This is a genomic window from Kitasatospora sp. NPDC088346 (assembly GCF_044740765.1).
Classification (GTDB): Bacteria; Actinomycetota; Actinomycetes; order Streptomycetales; family Streptomycetaceae; genus Kitasatospora.
The window spans coordinates 99,562-116,504 of record NZ_JBIURH010000012.1 but is presented as its reverse complement, the minus strand read 5'-3'; the positions used below and the strand labels follow the sequence as shown (position 1 = coordinate 116,504).

The 16,943-nt window shown below is 74.2% G+C and carries 15 protein-coding genes; 7 read left to right on the top strand and 8 right to left on the bottom strand.

The annotated features are described in order from the left end of the window. Positions 1-71 precede the first annotated feature (71 nt). The 4 genes from ACIOFR_RS18415 to ACIOFR_RS18400 all read left to right on the top strand — a co-directional run bounded on the left by ACIOFR_RS18415 (position 72) and on the right by ACIOFR_RS18400 (position 5,354). Positions 72-1,712 carry a spermidine synthase gene (locus tag ACIOFR_RS18415; protein ID WP_400998237.1) on the top strand — a complete coding sequence of 547 codons (1,641 nt, stop codon included), beginning with the start codon at positions 72-74 and terminating at the stop codon, positions 1,710-1,712. 148 nt (positions 1,713-1,860) lie between these two features. Beyond that, positions 1,861-2,766 carry a carbon monoxide dehydrogenase subunit G gene (locus ACIOFR_RS18410; protein ID WP_400998235.1) on the top strand — a complete coding sequence of 302 codons (906 nt, stop codon included), beginning with the start codon at positions 1,861-1,863 and terminating at the stop codon, positions 2,764-2,766. Positions 2,767-2,823: 57 nt separating this feature from the next. After that, positions 2,824-3,363 carry an orotate phosphoribosyltransferase gene (gene pyrE / locus ACIOFR_RS18405; protein ID WP_400998233.1) on the top strand — a complete coding sequence of 180 codons (540 nt, stop codon included), beginning with the start codon at positions 2,824-2,826 and terminating at the stop codon, positions 3,361-3,363. A 167-nt stretch (positions 3,364-3,530) separates the two neighbouring features. After that, a complete protein-coding gene (locus ACIOFR_RS18400; RefSeq protein WP_400998230.1) occupies positions 3,531-5,354 on the top strand; it encodes an alkyl/aryl-sulfatase in 1,824 nt (607 codons plus the stop codon). A 123-nt stretch (positions 5,355-5,477) separates the two neighbouring features. On the opposite strand, the gene ACIOFR_RS18395 is transcribed toward ACIOFR_RS18400, so the two are convergent. Next, positions 5,478-6,200, bottom strand: a complete 723-nt coding sequence (locus ACIOFR_RS18395) for a DedA family protein (protein ID WP_400998228.1) — start codon at positions 6,198-6,200, stop codon at positions 5,478-5,480. A 318-nt stretch (positions 6,201-6,518) separates the two neighbouring features. Here ACIOFR_RS18395 and fbaA point away from each other — a divergent pair, with 318 nt between their 5' ends. Together fbaA and ACIOFR_RS18385 are read left to right on the top strand one after the other, a co-directional pair. Next, entirely contained in the window at positions 6,519-7,541 is a 1,023-nt protein-coding gene (gene fbaA, locus ACIOFR_RS18390; protein WP_400998225.1) for a class II fructose-bisphosphate aldolase, read from the top strand. An 88-nt stretch (positions 7,542-7,629) separates the two neighbouring features. Beyond that, positions 7,630-8,043: a DUF3151 domain-containing protein gene (locus ACIOFR_RS18385; protein ID WP_400998222.1), complete on the top strand. Its 414-nt coding sequence runs from the start codon at positions 7,630-7,632 to the stop codon at positions 8,041-8,043. A gap of 150 nt (positions 8,044-8,193) precedes the next feature. Here ACIOFR_RS18385 and wrbA read toward each other — a convergent pair whose 3' ends face one another. Together wrbA and ACIOFR_RS18375 are read right to left on the bottom strand one after the other, a co-directional pair. Next, positions 8,194-8,802: an NAD(P)H:quinone oxidoreductase gene (gene wrbA, locus ACIOFR_RS18380; RefSeq protein ID WP_400998220.1), complete on the bottom strand. Its 609-nt coding sequence runs from the start codon at positions 8,800-8,802 to the stop codon at positions 8,194-8,196. 170 nt (positions 8,803-8,972) lie between these two features. After that, on the bottom strand, positions 8,973-9,569 hold the full coding sequence (locus tag ACIOFR_RS18375; protein ID WP_400998218.1) for a TetR/AcrR family transcriptional regulator: 597 nt from the start codon (positions 9,567-9,569) through the stop codon (positions 8,973-8,975). Positions 9,570-9,944: 375 nt separating this feature from the next. On the opposite strand from ACIOFR_RS18375, the gene ACIOFR_RS18370 reads away from it, so the two are divergent. Beyond that, positions 9,945-10,826: a DUF3152 domain-containing protein gene (locus tag ACIOFR_RS18370; RefSeq protein WP_400998215.1), complete on the top strand. Its 882-nt coding sequence runs from the start codon at positions 9,945-9,947 to the stop codon at positions 10,824-10,826. A 41-nt stretch (positions 10,827-10,867) separates the two neighbouring features. Here the strand turns inward: ACIOFR_RS18370 and ACIOFR_RS18365 are convergent, their stop codons facing one another. The 5 genes from ACIOFR_RS18365 to purS all read right to left on the bottom strand — a co-directional run bounded on the left by ACIOFR_RS18365 (position 10,868) and on the right by purS (position 16,880). Beyond that, entirely contained in the window at positions 10,868-12,595 is a 1,728-nt protein-coding gene (locus ACIOFR_RS18365) for a WD40 repeat domain-containing protein (RefSeq protein ID WP_400998213.1), read from the bottom strand. A 143-nt stretch (positions 12,596-12,738) separates the two neighbouring features. Continuing rightward, entirely contained in the window at positions 12,739-13,566 is an 828-nt protein-coding gene (locus ACIOFR_RS18360) for a sterol carrier family protein (protein ID WP_400998210.1), read from the bottom strand. A gap of 130 nt (positions 13,567-13,696) precedes the next feature. Then, positions 13,697-15,952, bottom strand: coding sequence for a phosphoribosylformylglycinamidine synthase subunit PurL (gene purL / locus ACIOFR_RS18355; protein ID WP_400998208.1), 2,256 nt, complete (start codon positions 15,950-15,952; stop codon positions 13,697-13,699). Next, positions 15,952-16,629: a phosphoribosylformylglycinamidine synthase subunit PurQ gene (gene purQ, locus ACIOFR_RS18350; RefSeq protein WP_400998205.1), complete on the bottom strand. Its 678-nt coding sequence runs from the start codon at positions 16,627-16,629 to the stop codon at positions 15,952-15,954. The genes purL and purQ overlap by 1 nt, the downstream gene beginning before the upstream one ends. Continuing rightward, positions 16,626-16,880: a phosphoribosylformylglycinamidine synthase subunit PurS gene (gene purS, locus ACIOFR_RS18345; RefSeq protein ID WP_400998202.1), complete on the bottom strand. Its 255-nt coding sequence runs from the start codon at positions 16,878-16,880 to the stop codon at positions 16,626-16,628. The genes purQ and purS overlap by 4 nt, the downstream gene beginning before the upstream one ends. Positions 16,881-16,943: the final 63 nt, after the last annotated feature.

Below are 16,943 nucleotides of genomic sequence, written 5' to 3'. Positions count from 1 at the left end.
TCAACGCGTCGTTGCGACTGTCCACCGTACGGGTGCAGCTATCGGTGTCGGTTCTCGCCTAGCGTTTGTCCATGATCAGCCATTCGGCCGGAAAACCCGTCGGTCCGGACCTCGACCCCCCGCCCGGCACCGCCCCGACCGGGGGGTCGGGCGCGCGGGCGCTCCGCGCGCGGACGGATCCGGGATCCTGGAGGCGCACCCGGTCCGCCCGGCCGATAGTCCTGCTGGCCGCCTTCGTCTGCGCGGCCTGCGGTCTGGTGTACGAGCTGGAACTGGTCGCCCTCGGCGGCTACCTGCTGGGCGACTCGGTGGCGCAGACCTCGGTGGTGCTCTCCGTGATGGTCTTCGCGATGGGCCTCGGGTCGCTGCTCGCCAAGCGGCTCACCTGCCGCCCGGCGACCTTCTTCGCCGTGGTCGAGTGCGCGCTCGCGCTGGTCGGCGGGCTCTCGGTGCTGGCGCTGTACGCCGCCTGGGCCTGGCTGGAGACCTACCGGGCCACCACCACCGCCCTGGTCGGCACCACGCTGGTGATCGGGGTCCTGATCGGCGCGGAGATCCCGCTGCTGATGACGCTGATCCAGCGGATCCGGCGGGAGGAGGCCGGCCGGGCCGCGGCCGACCTGTTCGCCGCCGACTACGTGGGCGCCCTGGTCGGCGGCCTGACCTTCCCCTTCCTGTTGCTGCCCGCCTTCGGCCAGGCCACCGGCGCCCTGGTCACCGGCGCCGTGAACGCGGTGGCGGGCGCCGCCGTGGTGCTCTGGCTGTTCCGCGAGGAGCCCTCCCCCCGCACCCGGGTCCTGCTGTGGACCGGCTGCGGGCTGGTGCTCGCCCTGCTGGCCGCGGCCGCGGCCTGCACCGGGGCGATCGAGCGGGTCGCCCGGCAGGCACTGTACGGCGCCCAGGTCCGGCTGGCCACCCAGAGCCGCTACCAGGAGATCGTGCTGACCGGATCGGCCCGCCCCGCCGAGGCCCGGCCCGCCGGCCCGCTGGAACTCTTCCTGGACGGCCGTCCGGTGGTCTGCGGCCCGGACGAGTACCGCGACCACGAGGCCCTCGTCCACCCCGCCCTCGCCGCGCGGCCCAACGCCCGGGTGCTGCTGCTCGGCGGCGACGGGCTGGCCCTGCGCGAGGTGCTGCGCCACCCCTCGGTCCGCTCGGTGCTGGTGGTGGAGCGCGACCCGGTGCTCAGCGAGCTGGCCCGCCGCGACCCGGCGCTGTCCGCGCTGAACGAGCACGCCCTGGACGATCCCCGGGTCCGACTGCTCAACGCCGAGCCGCTGAACTGGCTGCGCGCCGGGTCGGAGCCGTTCGACGTGATCGTCTCCGACCTGGCCGGGCAGTCCCCCGACTCCCGGTACCGCTCCCTGGAGTTCTTCGGCCTCGCCGCCCGCCGGCTGGCCCCGCAGGGCCGGATCGTCGTCCGGACCGGGCCGGTCGGCAGCGACCTGTGGACGGCCGAGGCCGGGCTGCGCGCGGCCGGGCTCGACACCGTCCCGTACCAGGGCGCCCCGGGGACCGGACGGGCCTGCGGCAGCGCCCGCCCCCCGGCCTCCGCCTTCGTGCTGGCCGGGCGGACCCAGCCGGCCCTGGCGCTCGCGCCGGACGGCCCGCGGCCGCGCTCGCTCACCGTGGACGGCCTGCGGGCCGCGGCCGACGCGCTGGCGGCCCGCCGCCCGGCGGCGGGCCCGGCACCGCAGCGGCTGGTCGGCTGACGGCGGCAGGAACCGCGCGCCTCCGCCCTGCGGACGGTACGGCCGGCCGCGGGCCGATGGCTCCGTACGTGTACCGCTCGATCGCCCGGGCGGTCCAACCTCGTCGCAACTCTCCGCAGCGGCCGACCGGGTCGGTAGGCTCGCAGGCATGGAGCATGAGGTTGTCGTCCCACTGCCGGCCGAGGTCGTCCGGCAGGCCCTGGCCGATCGGGAGCTGGTGGCCGGCTGCGTGCCGGGCCTGACGGTCGTGCCGGAGGAGTCCTCCGAGGAGCGGCTCGGCGGCCGGTTCCGGCTGCGGATCGGCGGCTCCACCATCACCTACGGCGGCCACCTGAGCCGCTCCGAGGGGCAGGACGACGGCGCGCCGGACGCCCTCCGGTTCACCGCCGACGAGGTGCGGGGCAGCGGGACGCTCGTGGTGACGGTCCGCGTCACGCTGCGGGAGGAGCCGGACGGCACCGGCACCCGGCTGGCGCTGGCCGCCACCGTCGAGGTGAGCGGGCGGCTGGCGGAGGCCGACCCCGCCGTCCGGACCGCCGCCGGGCGCCGGCTGCTGGAGCGCACCGCCACCGCGTTCGCCGCCCGCGCGGGCGAGCCGGCCGAGACCACGGAGCAGGCCGGGGACGCCGGGGACGAGGCGGAACCGGAGGAGGAGCCCTCGGCCACCGTGGTGTACCTGGAGGACCACGCGGCCGAGCGCGACCTCGACGACGACCTCTCCGACCTGATCTCCTTCTCCGACGACGACCGGCCGACCGGCCAGGGACCCGAGCTGCCGTACGACCCGGAGCCCGTGCTGGCCGGCCCGGTCCGCCGCAGCATCGTCGGGCGCTCGGCCGAGGAGGTCGACCACGCCCCGCCGCGCGGCCGCTACGCGCCCGCCGCGCCGGCCCACAGCGCCCGGGCCCGGGCGGCCTCCCGCTGGGGCGGCGTGGAGCCGACCCTGCTGTCCGGTTCGGCCGGCGAGCGCAGTGCGATCCCGTGGGTGATCGGCGGTGGCGTGGCCCTGCTGGGCGGGGCCGTGGTGCTGGTCCGGGCGCTGCGCCGGCGCTGACATGCCGGTCCCGGCCGACGGCGGGCCCGGCTCGCGCGGGGCCTAGACTGACTGCTCATGAGCAACGACCGCGACGCCCTGCTGGCGCAGATCAAGGACAAGGCCGTCGTGCACGGCAAGGTCACCCTCTCCTCCGGGCTGGAGGCCGACTACTACGTCGACCTGCGGCGGATCACGCTGGACGCCGAGGCGGCACCGCTGGTCGGCTCGGTCATGCTGGACGCCACGGCGGACCTGCAGTACGACGCGGTGGGCGGTCTGACCCTGGGCGCCGACCCGGTCGCGGCCGCGATGCTGCACGCCGCCGCCGCCCGCGGCCGCAAGCTGGACGCCTTCGTGGTCCGCAAGGCCGGCAAGGCGCACGGTCTGCAGCGCCGGATCGAGGGCCCGGACGTGAAGGGCCGCCGGGTGCTGGCGGTCGAGGACACCTCCACCACCGGCGGCTCGGTGCTGACCGCGGTCGAGGCCCTGCGCGAGGCGGGCGCCGAGGTCGTCGGCGTCGCGGTGATCGTGGAGCGCGGCGCCGCGCCCGCGATCGCGGAGGCCGGTCTGCCGTACGCCACCGCCTACACCCTGGCCGACCTCGACCTGGGCTGAGCCCGGCCGGTCCGTCTCACCCGTCCGTCCCAACGGCCGGTGTTTCACGTGAAACAGCGTGCGGCACCGGCCGTTGGTGCACCCCGGCCCGCCGGGGGAGGTGGGAGCGGCGGGACGGCACAGGACCAGAACAGGCCGAACCGCCCGTCCGGTGCGATTCTCGGCCCATGACGACGCTTCCCTTCGAGGACACCGAGGACTTCTCCGACGCCGGGCGCGGGTTCGTCGACGCGCTCTCCCCCGCCGTCGTCACCGCCGCGGACGGCCGGGTGGTCTGGGACAACGACGCCTACGCCTTCCTCGACCAGGACTGCCCGCCGACCGCCCACCCCAGCCTCTGGCGCCAGGGGCAGCTGTCCGCCAAGCAGGGCCTGTTCGAGGTCACCGAGGGGATCTACCAGGTCCGCGGGCTCGACCTCTCCAACATGACGCTGGTGGAGGGCGACCGCGGGGTGATCGTCATCGACCCGCTGATCTCCGTCGAGACGGCCGCCGCCGCCCTCGCGCTCTACCGCCGCAACCGCGGCGACCGGCCGGTCACCGGCCTGATCTACACCCACTCGCACGGCGACCACTTCGGCGGTGCCCGTGGCGTCCTCCCGCACGGCCACGAGCCGGTCCCGGTGCTCGCGCCGGCCGGCTTCCTGGAGCACGCCGTCAGCGAGAACGTCTACGCCGGCACCGCGATGGCCCGGCGCGCCGTCTACATGTACGGCGCCCAGCTGCCGAAGGCCCCGGACGGCCAGATCGGCTGCGGCCTTGGCATGACCACCTCCACCGGCACCATCACCCTCGTCCCGCCCACCGTGGACATCACCCGCACCGGGCAGGAGGAGGTGGTCGACGGGGTGCGGATCGTCTTCCAGCTCACTCCCGGCACCGAGGCGCCGGCCGAGATGAACTTCCACTTCCCGCAGCGCCGCGCCCTGTGCCTGGCCGAGAACGCCACCCACAACATGCACAACGTGCTCACCCTGCGCGGCGCGCTGGTGCGCGACGCGCGGGTGTGGGCGCACTACCTCGACGAGGCGCTCCAGCTGTTCGGCCCCTCCTGCGACGTCTCCTTCGCCTCGCACCACTGGCCGACCTGGGGCACCGAGCGGATCACCCGGTACCTCACCGGGCAGCGCGACCTCTACGCCTACCTGCACGACCAGAGCCTGCGGCTGCTCAACCGCGGCCTCACCGGTCCGGAGATCGCCGAGGAGATCCGGCTGCCGCCGGCCCTGGAGCGGTCCTGGGCCCTGCGCGGCTACTACGGCTCGCTCAGCCACAACGTCAAGGCGGTCTACCAGCGCTACATGGGCTGGTACGACGGCAACCCGGCCAACCTGTGGCCGCACCCGCCGGTGGCCCAGGCGAAGCGGTACGTGGACGTGCTCGGCGGGATCGAGGCGACCGTCGCCAAGGCCCAGGGGTACGCGGACAGCGGCGACCTGCGGTTCGCCGCGACCCTGCTCAACCACGCGGTCTTCGCCGACCCCGACCACCGCCCCGCGCGGGACGCCCTGGCCGCCGTCTACGACCGCCTCGGCCACGGCGCGGAGAACGGCACCTGGCGCAACTTCTACCTGACCGCCGCCATGGAGCTGCGCGGGACGCTCGCCACCGTCGACCTCGACCCCACCAACCCGGAGATGGCCGCGGCCCTCACCGTCGACCAGCTGATCGACTCGATCGCGATCCGGATCGACGGACCGCGGGCCTGGGACGCCGCGCTCACCGTCGACCTGCACGTCACCGACCAGCGGCGGAGCTGGCGGCTGACCCTCTCCAACGGCGCGCTGACCCACCGCAGCGCCGAGGCCGGGCAGCCGCTCGGCGACGGCCCGGCCACGCTCACGCTCACCCTCGCCAAGGCGCAGCTGCTCGCCCTGTTCGCGGGCGCCGCCCCGGACGGCGTCGAGCACAGCGGCGACCCCCGGGCGCTGGCCACCCTGGTCTCCTACCTGGACACCCCGGACCGGGACTTCCCGATCGTCACGCCCTGACGCCCGCCACCGGGCGGGCCCGCCCCCGCACGACGGAGCCCCGGACCCTCCGCCGTACGGGGGTCCGGGGCTCCGTGGGTGTCTCCGGGAAGTCTCTCCGGGAGGTCTCTGGGGGCGGGTGCGTCAGCCCTTGCGGTGGCGGCCGCCGGCCACCGAGTGCTGCTGCTCCGCGTCGACCTCGACGGCCCCGGCCTTCTTCTTCTTCCGCTCCCGCAGCACCTCGAAGATGATCGGCGAGACCGAGATCAGGATGATCAGCGCCATCGCCGGGATCAGGTACTTGTCGATCACCGGGGCCAGCGAGTCACCGGTGAAGTAACCGATCAGCAGCATGGACTCGGTCCACAGCACGGCACCGACCACGTTCCAGACGAAGAAGGTCTTCGCGGGCATCTCCAGGGTGCCGGCCACCGGGTTCAGGAAGGTGCGGACGACCGGGATGAAGCGCGCGATCACCACGGCCTTGGCCGGGCCGAACTTCTCGAAGTACTCCTCGGCCTTCACCACGAAGTCACGCCGGAAGATCTTGGACTCCGGCTTGTCGAAGAGCTTGGGGCCGAACCGCGCCCCGAAGAAGTGGCCGAGCTGGGCCCCGGCGATCGCGCACAGCGGGGCACCGATCAGCAGCACCGCGATGGGCAGCCGGGCGCCCTCCCCGAGCACCGAGGAGGCCGCTCCGGAGGCGGCCACACCGGCCAGGATCAGCAGGGAGTCACCGGGGAAGAAGAACCCGACCAGCAGGCCGGTCTCGGCGAAGATGATCGCGAGCAGTCCGATGGCGCCGAGAGACGAGATCAGCGACTTCGCATCGAGCACATTGACGGCGAGCTGGTTGAAGGTGTCCACGCGCGCAGGATAGCGCCCCCTGATGACCGGGGGCTCGGAGTGCCCGTCCGCCCCGGGCCGTCGGCACCCGGGTACATCGCGCCGTCCCAAGGGGCGGGCCGCCGGGTGTCCCGGGGCCCGAGTCTGGGAAGATGACACTGGTGTCCGGCCCGCGGTCGTGGACCACCCTCTCCCCGTACCGCATGGACATCGTCGATCCTGGTACCACCAAGCCGTACCGCTGAGTCGCGTCGGCCCGGTGCCACACGTCGTACCACTGGCGTACTGAGCATCGGACAGCGTCGTCCGATCGCCCCACACCGACAGGAGCGGATTCGCATGCCCATCGCAACTCCCGAGGTCTACAACGAGATGCTCGACCGGGCCAAGGCGGGCAAGTTCGCCTACCCGGCCATCAACGTCACCTCGTCGCAGACGCTGCACGCCGCCCTGCGCGGCTTCGCCGAGGCCGAGAGCGACGGCATCATCCAGATCTCCACGGGTGGCGCGGAGTTCCTGGGTGGCCAGCACAGCAAGGACATGGTGACCGGCGCCGTCGCGCTCGCCGAGTTCGCCCACATCGTGGCCGCCAAGTACGACGTCACCGTGGCGCTGCACACCGACCACTGCCCCAAGGACAAGCTGGACGGCTACGTCCGCCCGCTGCTGGCGATCTCCGCCGAGCGCGTCGCCCAGGGCCGCAACCCGCTGTTCCAGTCGCACATGTGGGACGGTTCCGCCGAGACCCTGGCCGACAACCTGGCCATCGGCCGGGAGCTGCTGGCCCAGGCCGTCGCCGCCAAGATCATCCTTGAGGTCGAGATCACCCCGACCGGCGGCGAGGAGGACGGTGTCTCGCACGAGATCAACGACGAGCTGTACACCACCGTCAACGACGCCGTCCGCACCGCCGAGGCCCTCGGCCTGGGCGAGCAGGGCCGCTACCTGCTGGCCGCGTCCTTCGGCAACGTGCACGGCGTCTACAAGCCGGGCAACGTCGTGCTGAAGCCGGAGCTGCTGCGCGAGCTCCAGGACGCGATCGGCAAGCAGTACGGCAAGACCGACCCGTTCGACTTCGTCTTCCACGGCGGCTCGGGCTCCACCGCCGAGGAGATCGCCACCGCGCTGGAGAACGGCGTCGTGAAGATGAACCTCGACACCGACACCCAGTACGCCTTCACCCGCCCCGTCGTGGACCACATGTTCCGCAACTACGACGGTGTGCTGAAGGTCGACGGCGAGGTCGGCAAGAAGAACACCTACGACCCGCGCACCTGGGGCAAGCTCGCCGAGGCCGGCATGGCCGCGCGCGTGCTGGAGGCCGCCCAGCAGCTGCGCTCCGCGGGCAACCGCATCAAGTAGGACCGCTCCCCCGGTGCCCCCGTGCGGTCCGCCGCCCGGGGGCACCGGCATGTCCGATCCCCGGCCCGACAGTGGTTGACTGGGGCCCATGAGCATTCACGAGAACCTGCTCGGCGGACCGCCGCCGACCCACCTGCCGGCCGAGACCGGCCCGCTGGAGCTGCTGGCCTCGGGTGCCACACCCGCCGAGGTCGCGGCCAAGTTCCCGACCTCCTCGCTCGCCTGGGCCCAGCTCGCCGACGACGCCTTCGTGGCCGGCCGGACCATCGAGTCGTACGCCTACGCCCGCACCGGCTACCACCGCGGCCTGGACGCGCTGCGCCGGGCCGGCTGGAAGGGCCACGGCCCGGTGCCGTGGGAGCACGAGCCGAACCGCGGCTTCCTGCGCGCCCTGCACGCCCTGGCGCGGGCGGCCGGCGCGATCGAGGAGAAGGACGAGCACGAGCGCTGCACGCAGTTCCTGCGCGACTCCTCGCCGACCGCCGCCGACACCCTCGGCTGAGCAGCTGAGCAGCTGAGCAACTGAGCAACTGAGCAGCTGAGCCGCCGACCGGCTGAGTGGCCGACCGGCCGACCACGACGTCCGCCGCCCGGGGAGACCCGGGCGGCGGACGTCCGTGTTTGTTCGGGGGCGCGGCCGCCCCCGGCGGGATCAGTCGCGCCGGCCCGCCAGCAGGCGGTCGGTGAAGGTGACCAGCCGGCCGCCCTGGTAGCGGGCGGCGGCGAGCAGCTCCTCGGTCGGGGCGCCGGCCCCGGACGGGTGGGCCGCGCCGTAGGGGTTGCCGTACGCGGCGAACACCGACGGGTCGGTGTAGCCGGGCGGGATGATGACGGTGCCCCAGTGGTACAGGGTGTTGTAGAGCGCGAGCAGGGTGGACTCGTTGCCGCCGTGCACGTTCTGCGCGCTGGCGAAGGCCGTGGCCGGCTTGTCCTGGAGCTTGCCCTGGTACCAGAGGCCCCCGGTGGTGTCGAGGAACTGCTTGAGCTGCGCGGCGACGTTGCCGAACCGGGTGGGGGTGCCGAGCGCGTAGGCGTCGGCCCACTCCAGGTCCTCCAGCGAGGCGAGGGGGACGTCGGCGGTGGCGTTCAGGTGGGTTCGCCAGGCGGGGTTGGCGTCGATCGCCTCGTCGGGCGCCAGCTCGGCGACCCGGCGCAGCCGGACCTCGGCGCCGGCCTTCGCGGCCCCCTCGGCGACGGCCTCGGCCAGCTGGTGCACGCTGCCGGTGGCGGAGTAGTAGATGACTGCGACCTTGCTGGCCATGAGAGGTGGCTCCCCTGTGCGATGAGCTGCTGCCGGACGTGCGCTGGTCAACTGTGCGGCACCCGGGGCGGCTTGCGGCAGGGTTTGCCGCCCGACCGTCACGACTGCGTCAGGTCGACAGTAAAACGGAACGCGCTCCGGTTTCAAGGGGTAAGCGGAACGAGCTCCGGTTAGGCCCGGGACTCCGGCCTCCCGCAGCAGACGTCCAGCAGGTCCGTGACCGCCGCCCCGATCTCCGCCCCGCTCATCCCCCGCCCCTCCCGCAGCCACTGCAACTGCTCCGCCGAGAGCGCCGCGAGCAGCGCGTCGGCGAGGAACCGCGGCTCCACCCCGGGCCGCACCCGGCCCAACAGGTGCACCAGGTGGGCGTGGTAGACCGCGTACGGGCCGCCGCGGAACCGCCCGGTCGGCGAGCTGCGCTCCGCGAGCAGTTGCAGCACGTGCTGCTCCTGGATCCGGTCGACCAGGGCCAGCACGAAGGCCCGCAGCCGCACCGCCGCGGGGGCGTCCGGACCGAGCGGCGGCGGCCCGGTCATGAAGCCCGCCTGGAACTCCCGCTCGCGCTCGTCGAGCAGGGCGAGCAGCAGGCCGGTGCGGTCGCCGAAACGGCGATAGACCGTCCCGACGCCGATGCCCGCCGCCTGGGCCACCTCCGCCACGGTGAGCGCCTCCGGACCCTCGGCCGCCAGGATCTCCGCGGCCGCCGCGAGGATCTTCAGACGGTTGCGCGCCGCGTCGGCCCGCTCGGGCGGCGCCTGACCGGCCATCGGCAGCGGGGAGGACAGCGGCTGCGGCGGCTGCGGCGGCTGCGACAGGTCCGAATGCTGCGACGACTGTGACCGATCGGACGGCTGCGACGGCGGGTCCGGAACGGGCCCCGGAGTTCGACTCATGGGGGCCTCCCAGCGTTCCACGGATCGGCGAAACCCTATCCGACCGGCCCCGGCGGCCGGCGCCGCCCGACCGGCCCGTCCCCGCCCGACCGGCGCGGCGGAACCGGGCGGTCCGCTCCGCGCGTCCACGTCCCCGAGGGCCGGTCTCCCCGACAGGATTACATACTGCGTATGTGGACACCGCCCGCACGCTCGTGCGAGGGTGAGTACGACGCCACCGTCAGAACCGAATTGACGGCCCGTCGCGCCATGTTCCCGAAGAAAGGCCCGTCCGTGCCCGCAGCCACCGAACCCAGGAGCACCCCCACCCGGGGCCGCCGGCGCGCCAAGCCCCAGCGGCGGCGCAACCGGCTCGGCATGGGCGTGGCACTGGTCGGCTCGCTGGCGGTACTGGGCGCGGCGGCGGTGGCCCTCGGCACCTCGGAGGGCACCCCGGGCGGCGGCAAGCCCAGCCTGCAGGCCCGGGCCGTCCCCTCGGAGGCCGCGGACCAGGGCACGGAGAGCCCCGCCCCCGCCTCCCCGTCCGGCACCCCGCAGCCGTCCGGCACCCCGCAGACGACCCCGCCGCAGACCGCCCCGACCGGCACCTTCACCGTGGCCGCCGCCAACGGCCCGGCCGTCGGCACCGGCAACATCCGGCGCTACCGGGTCGAGGTCGAGGGGGGCATCGGCATCGACCCGCAGGCCGCCGCGACCGAGGTGCAGGCCGTCCTGGCCGACAAGCGCGGCTGGACGGCGGACCGGCGCAACGGCTTCCAGCTGGTCTCCGACGGCACCTACGACTTCACCGTCAAGATAGCCTCGCCCGCCACCACCGACCGGATCTGCGCCACCAAGGGCCTGGACACCAAGGGCGAGGTCAACTGCGACGTCGACGATCAGGTGATGGTCAACTCCAAGCGCTGGCTGACGGGTTCACCGGAGTTCTCGGGCCCGATCGAGGAGTACCGGGCGCTGATCATCAACCACGAGGTCGGCCACCGCATCCAGCACAACCACGAGGGCTGCCCCGGCCCCGGCAAGCTCGCGCCCGCGATGATGCAGCAGATCTACGGCCTCAAGGGTTGCAAGCCCAACGCCTGGCCGTACACCGCCGAGGGCAAGTACATCAGCGGGCCGCCCGCGCCGTAGGGCCCTCACCCCCTGCCGGGGGACGTCGGCGGCCGCCGGTCTCAGCGGGCCCGGACCGCCGCGATGCCGTCCGAGGTGCCGAGCACCAGCAGCCCGTCCGTGACCGCCAGCGCCCAGACCGGCGCGCCCAGCCGCAGGTCCAGCGGTTCGGCGCCCGGCCGGTACAGCCGGACCAGGCCGTCGGACCAGGCCGCCGCCACGGTCGGACCGTCCGCGCCGCCCGCCGCGGCGACCGCGCTGACCACCCGGCCGCGCCGCGCCAGCACCTCGGCCGGCCCGCCACCGCCGGGCCGCCACAGCCGGACCGAGCCGTCGAAACCCCCGCTCACCAGCGCCGGCAGCGCGCCCTGCCAGGTGGCGGCCAGCGCGGTCACCGGGCCCTGGTGCGGGGCCTCGGTCAGCACCTCGCCGTCCGGCGCCCGCCAGTGCAGCCGCCCGTCCTCGTCACCGAGGGCCGGCAGCGCGCCGGGCAGCGCGGTCACGGCGGCCACCGCGCTGGGGTCGGAACCGGCCCCGGCCCGCAGCGCGGCCAGCGCCTCGCCCGGCCGGCTGTCGGCCTCGGCCGAGGACGGCACCACCGCCAGCTCGCCCCAGGAGTCCAGCAGCACCACGCTGCCGCCGGCCGTCACCGTCAGCCCGCGCAGCGGCCGGGGGCCGGGCACCGCGATCCGGGCCAGCGGACGCCCCGAGGCGGCGTCGACGGTGCGCACCGTACCGCCGGGGTCGGCGAGCAGCAGCTGACGGCCGTACGGGCCCGAGCCGAGCGCCAGCGAGGACACCGGGCCCGGCCAGCCGAACGCGGAGTCGGGCCACATCGCCCAGACGCAGTGCCAGGGCGCGTCCACCCCGGCCAGCCGGGCCGCGGCCGCGTCGTCCAGCCCGATCAGCCTGGTCCGCAGCACCGCGGCGCGCACCCCCGGGTCGGGCTCCGCCACCAGGGCCGGCGCAGCGGCCTGCCAGAGCTCGGGCAGGCGGCCGCCCTCTCGGGAGAGCGCGGCCGAGACGGCCACCGGGTCGGCGTGGGTGAGCAGCCGGGCGTCGGCGAGGAGCCGGTCGGCGCCGCCCTCGCGGGCCGCCGCCCGCCACAGCCCGGTCAGCTGCCGCGGTGCGGCGGCGAGCGGGTCCACCGAACCGTCCGGCTGTGCGGGCAGCAGGCGGGCCAGTTCGTCCAGGGTCTGCGGGGCGGGCTCGGCCGGATGGCGGAGGGCCGCGCCGGGGCTGGGGTAGCCGGCCGGGTCGGCGCCCGCGGCGGCGCACCAGGCGGCGAAGCGGTCCGGGTCGGTCCACTGCGGCAGGTCGAGGTCGAGCACCGCCGGCCCGGCCACGGCCGTGAAGGCGCCGACGGTCTCCGGGGTGCCCTCGACGACCACCCTGATCCGGTCCAACCGCAGCAGCGGGTCGAGCAGTTCGGCCACCAGGGCGGCCGGGTCGGCGGCCCGGCCGAGCTCCGGCACGCAGATCACCAGCGGGCGGTCGTCCTCGGTCAGCGCGGTGAAGAGTTCCTCGGGGGTGCGGACCATCAGGTCCAGCCGGCGGCCCAGCAGCCAGGCGGCGCTCTGCACGGTGGTGTCCGCCGCGGGCAGGACGGCGTCGACGCCGGTGCCGGCCTCGGCCAGCCAGGACAGCAGGTGGCTCTTGCCGGCGCCGGCCGCCCCGGTGACCTGGCACAGCCGCGGCGCCCGGCCGTCGCCGAGCCAGCCGAGCAGGGCCAGCCCGGCCGGCCGCCGGCCCGCCCGCAGCGGCGGTATCCGGTGCCCCTCTCCACCCACGGCGGAGTCCCCCTTCACAGCTGAGTCGGCGTCATCCGCCCGACGGTCGCCACGAGCTTACTGATGCCCCGGGCCGGGCCGGCCCGGCAGGCCCGGCAGGCCAGGTAGGCCAGGTAGGCCAGGTAGGCCCCCGCGCCGGCAGGTCACCCCAGCACCGGCAGGTGGGCGCCGAGGTCGCTGCGCTCGCCGCTCGCCGAGACGGCCCCCTCCTCGACGGCGGTCGCCCAGTCCAGCCGCCCGGTGGCCAGTCGGATCCAGGTCAGCGGACCGGCCTCGACCACGTTCGGCGGGGTGCCGCGGGTGTGCCGGGGCCCCGCGACGGCCTGCACCACCGCGAACGGCGGCACCCGCAGTTCGACCGCCCCGCCGGGCACCTGCTCGGCGAAGGAGTCCGCGAGCAGCCGGGCGACGGCGGCCAGTGCCTGCCGGTCGTGCGGGAAGTCGCCCAGGCCGAGCGCGTCCGCCAGGTCGTCGGCGTGGACCACCGTCTCCACCAGCCGGGTCACCAGCATGTCGGTGAGCGTCATCGAGCCCAGCCGGATCTCGAACCGCCGGGCCGGATCCGCCGCGGCCGGATCCGTCAGCAGGTCGCGCAGGGCGTCCGCCTCCCGGTCGAACTCCGCGGCGACCCGCGCCGGGGTGCCCTCGAAGGCTCCGGCGGCGTGCTCGCGGGCCGCGTCGTCGAGCAGCGGGGCGAGGTCGCCGACCCCGGCCACCCACCGGGTGAGGGCCAGCGGCGGCCGTCCCTGCGACGGCTGGTCCAGGTGCCGGGGCACCCAGCCCACCTGGAGCGCCAGGTGGGCCAGCAGCTCGCGGACGGTCCAGGTGCCGAGCCTGGTCGGCGCGGCGAGCAGCCGCTCGGCCGCCGGATCGGCGCACAGGGCGCGGACGGCGGCGCGCAGGGCCTCGGTCTGCGCGGCCAGCGCGGCGCGCACCTTCACGGGGTCGTACGTACGGGTCCGGTTCGCCATGCCGGAAGGCTAGCGCCCGCCCGCGACAGCCGGGGGCGCCCGAAGGACGGCCGCAGGCCCGGGGCCGCGGCGCCCGGAGCGCGCGAAGGGCGGCCCGCCGTCCGGCGGGCCGCCCTCGGGTCGCGACCGATCAGGCGAGCAGGGCCTCGATCACACCGGTGTGCGCGTCCTTCAGCTCGGCCAGCGAGACGCTGAACTGGCCCTGGACGTCCAGGGTGTCACCGTCGACCACGCCGATCCGGGCGACCGGCAGGCCGCGGGCGCCGCACATGTCGTTGAACCGGAGCTCCTCGCTGCGCGGCACGGACACCACGGCCCGGCCGGCCGACTCGGAGAACAGGAACACGAACGGGTCGAGCTCCTCCGGCACCACGATGCGCGCGCCCTTGCCGCCCTTGAGGCAGCTCTCGACCAGCGCCTGGCCCAGACCGCCGTCGGAGAGGTCGTGCGCCGCGTCGATCATGCCGTCGCGGGAGCCCGCGATCAGGATCTCGGCGAGCAGCCGCTCGCGCTCCAGGTCGACCTTGGGCGGCAGGCCGCCCAGGTGGCCGTGGACGACCTCGGTCCAGGCGGAGCCGCCCAGCTCGTCGGCGGTGTCGCCGAGCAGGTAGAGCAGCTGGCCCTCCTCGGCGAAGCCGATCGGGGTGCGCCGGGTGACGTCGTCGATCACGCCGAGCACCGCGACCACGGGGGTCGGGTGGATGGCGTTCTCGCCGGTCTGGTTGTAGAGCGAGACGTTGCCGCCGGTCACCGGGGTGCCCAGGACCTGGCAGGCGTCGGCCAGGCCGCGGGTGGCCTCGGCGAACTGCCACATCACGTCCGGGTCCTCGGGGGAGCCGAAGTTGAGGCAGTCCGAGACGGCGAGCGGCTTGGCGCCGCCGGCCGCGACGTTGCGGTACGCCTCGGCCAGGGCCAGCTGGGCACCGGTGTACGGGTCCAGCTTGGCGTAGCGGCCGTTGCCGTCGGTGGCGACCGAGACGCCGAGGTTGGTCTCGTCGTCGATCCGGACCATGCCCGAGTCCTCGGGGGTCGAGAGCACCGTGTTGCCCAGCACGTAGCGGTCGTACTGGTCGGTGATCCACGCCTTGGAGGCCTGGTTGGGCGAGCCGGCGACGGCCAGCAGGGCCGCCCTGAGGCCGGCGCCGTCGGTCGGCCGGGCCAGGCGCTCCGCGGTCGGGGCGTCGGCCTGCAGCGCGTCCTGCCAGCCCGGGCGGGCGAACGGGCGCTGGTAGACCGGGCCGTCGTGGGCGACGGTGCGCGGCGGCACGTCGACGACCTGCTCGCCGTGCCAGAAGATCTCCAGGCGCTCGCCGTCGGTCACCTCACCGATGACGGTGGCGATGACGTCCCACTTCTCGCAGATCTCCAGGAAGCGGTCGACCTTGCCGGGCTCGACGATGGCGCACATGCGCTCCTGCGACTCGCTCATGAGGATCTCCTCGGGCGAGAGCGTGTTGTCGCGCAGCGGCACGGTGTCCAGCTCGATCCGCATGCCGCCGGAACCGGCCGAGGCCAGCTCCGAGGTGGCGCAGGAGAGTCCGGCGCCGCCGAGGTCCTGGATGCCGAGCACCAGCTTCTCGGCGAAGATCTCCAGGGTGCACTCGATCAGGAGCTTCTCCTGGAACGGGTCGCCGACCTGGACGGCCGGGCGCTTGGCCGGGCCGGTCGCGTCGAAGGTCTCCGAGGCCAGCACGGAGACGCCGCCGATGCCGTCGCCACCGGTGCGGGCCCCGTACAGGATGACCTTGTTGCCGGCGCCGGAGGCCTGCGCGAGGTGGATGTCCTCGTGCTTCATCACGCCGACGCACAGCGCGTTGACCAGCGGGTTGCCCTGGTAGCAGGAGTCGAAGACGACCTCGCCGCCGATGTTGGGCAGGCCCAGGCAGTTGCCGTAGCCGCCGATGCCCGCGACGATCCCGGGCAGCACGCGCCGGGTGTCGGGGTGGTCGGCCGCACCGAACCGCAGCGGGTCCATCACGGCGATCGGGCGGGCGCCCATCGCCAGGATGTCGCGGACGATGCCGCCGATGCCGGTGGCCGCGCCCTGGTAGGGCTCGATGTACGACGGGTGGTTGTGCGACTCGACCTTGAAGGTCACCGCGTAGCCCTGGCCGACGTCGACCACACCGGCGTTCTCGCCGATGCCGACCAGCATCGCGTCCGAGGCCGGGGCCTTCTCGCCGAACTGCTTCAGGTGGACCTTGGAGCTCTTGTACGAGCAGTGCTCCGACCACATGACCGAGTACATCGCGAGCTCGGCGCCGGTGGGACGGCGGCCGAGGATCTCGCGGATCCGCGCGTACTCGTCCTCCTTGAGGCCGAGTTCGGCCCAGGGCTGGGCGGAGTCCGGGGTCTGCTCGGCGTTCTTGACGGTATCCAGGGACATCAGGCGTTCACCAGCTGCTTCAGGACGGACGTGAAGAAGCCCAGGCCCTCGGTGGTCGGGCCGGTGAGCGGCTCCACCGCGTGCTCGGGGTGCGGCATCAGGCCGACGACATTGCCCGCGGCGTTGGTGATACCGGCGATGTCGCGGTACGAACCGTTCGGGTTGACGTCGAGGTAACGGGCGACCACCCGGCCCTCGGCCTCCAACTCGTCGAGGACATGCTCGTCCGCGACGAAGCGGCCCTCACCGTTCTTGAGCGGGACGACGATTTCCTGACCGGCCGAGTAATCGGCGGTCCAGGCCGTCGCGGCGTTCTCGATCCGCAGCTTCTGGTCGCGGCAGATGAAGTGCAGCGAGTCGTTCCGGGTCAAGGCGCCGGGCAGCAGGTGCGATTCGCAGAGCACCTGGAAGCCGTTGCAGATACCGAGGACCGGCATTCCCAGCTTGGCCTGCTCGATGAGGGTCTCCATCACCGGCGAGAAGCGGGAGATGGCGCCGCACCGTAGATAGTCGCCGTAGCTGAATCCGCCCGGCAGGACGACGGCGTCGACCTGATGGAGATCCTTGTCACGGTGCCAGAGTGCGACCGGCTCGGCGCCGGCCAGGCGGACCGCGCGCTGGGCGTCACGGTCGTCGAGGGAGCCGGGGAAAGTGACGACGCCGACGCGGGTGGTCACTTGCCCTCCTCCTCGATGCGGACGGTGAAGTCCTCGATCACGGTGTTGGCGAGGAAGGTCTCGGCGGCTTCGCGGATGCGGGCGAGGGCGGCGTCGTCCACCGGCCCTTCCAGCTCCAGCTCGAAACGCTTGCCCTGGCGGACGTCGGCGATCCCGTTGAATCCGAGACGCGGCAGCGCACGCTGCACCGCCTGTCCCTGGGGGTCGAGGATCTCCGGCTTGAGCATGACGTCGACTACGACGCGTGCCACTGGCACTCCCGGTGGTGTCGTGCGTGAAGGCGGGGGGACCTTCAGACTACCTGGGCTTTCGGG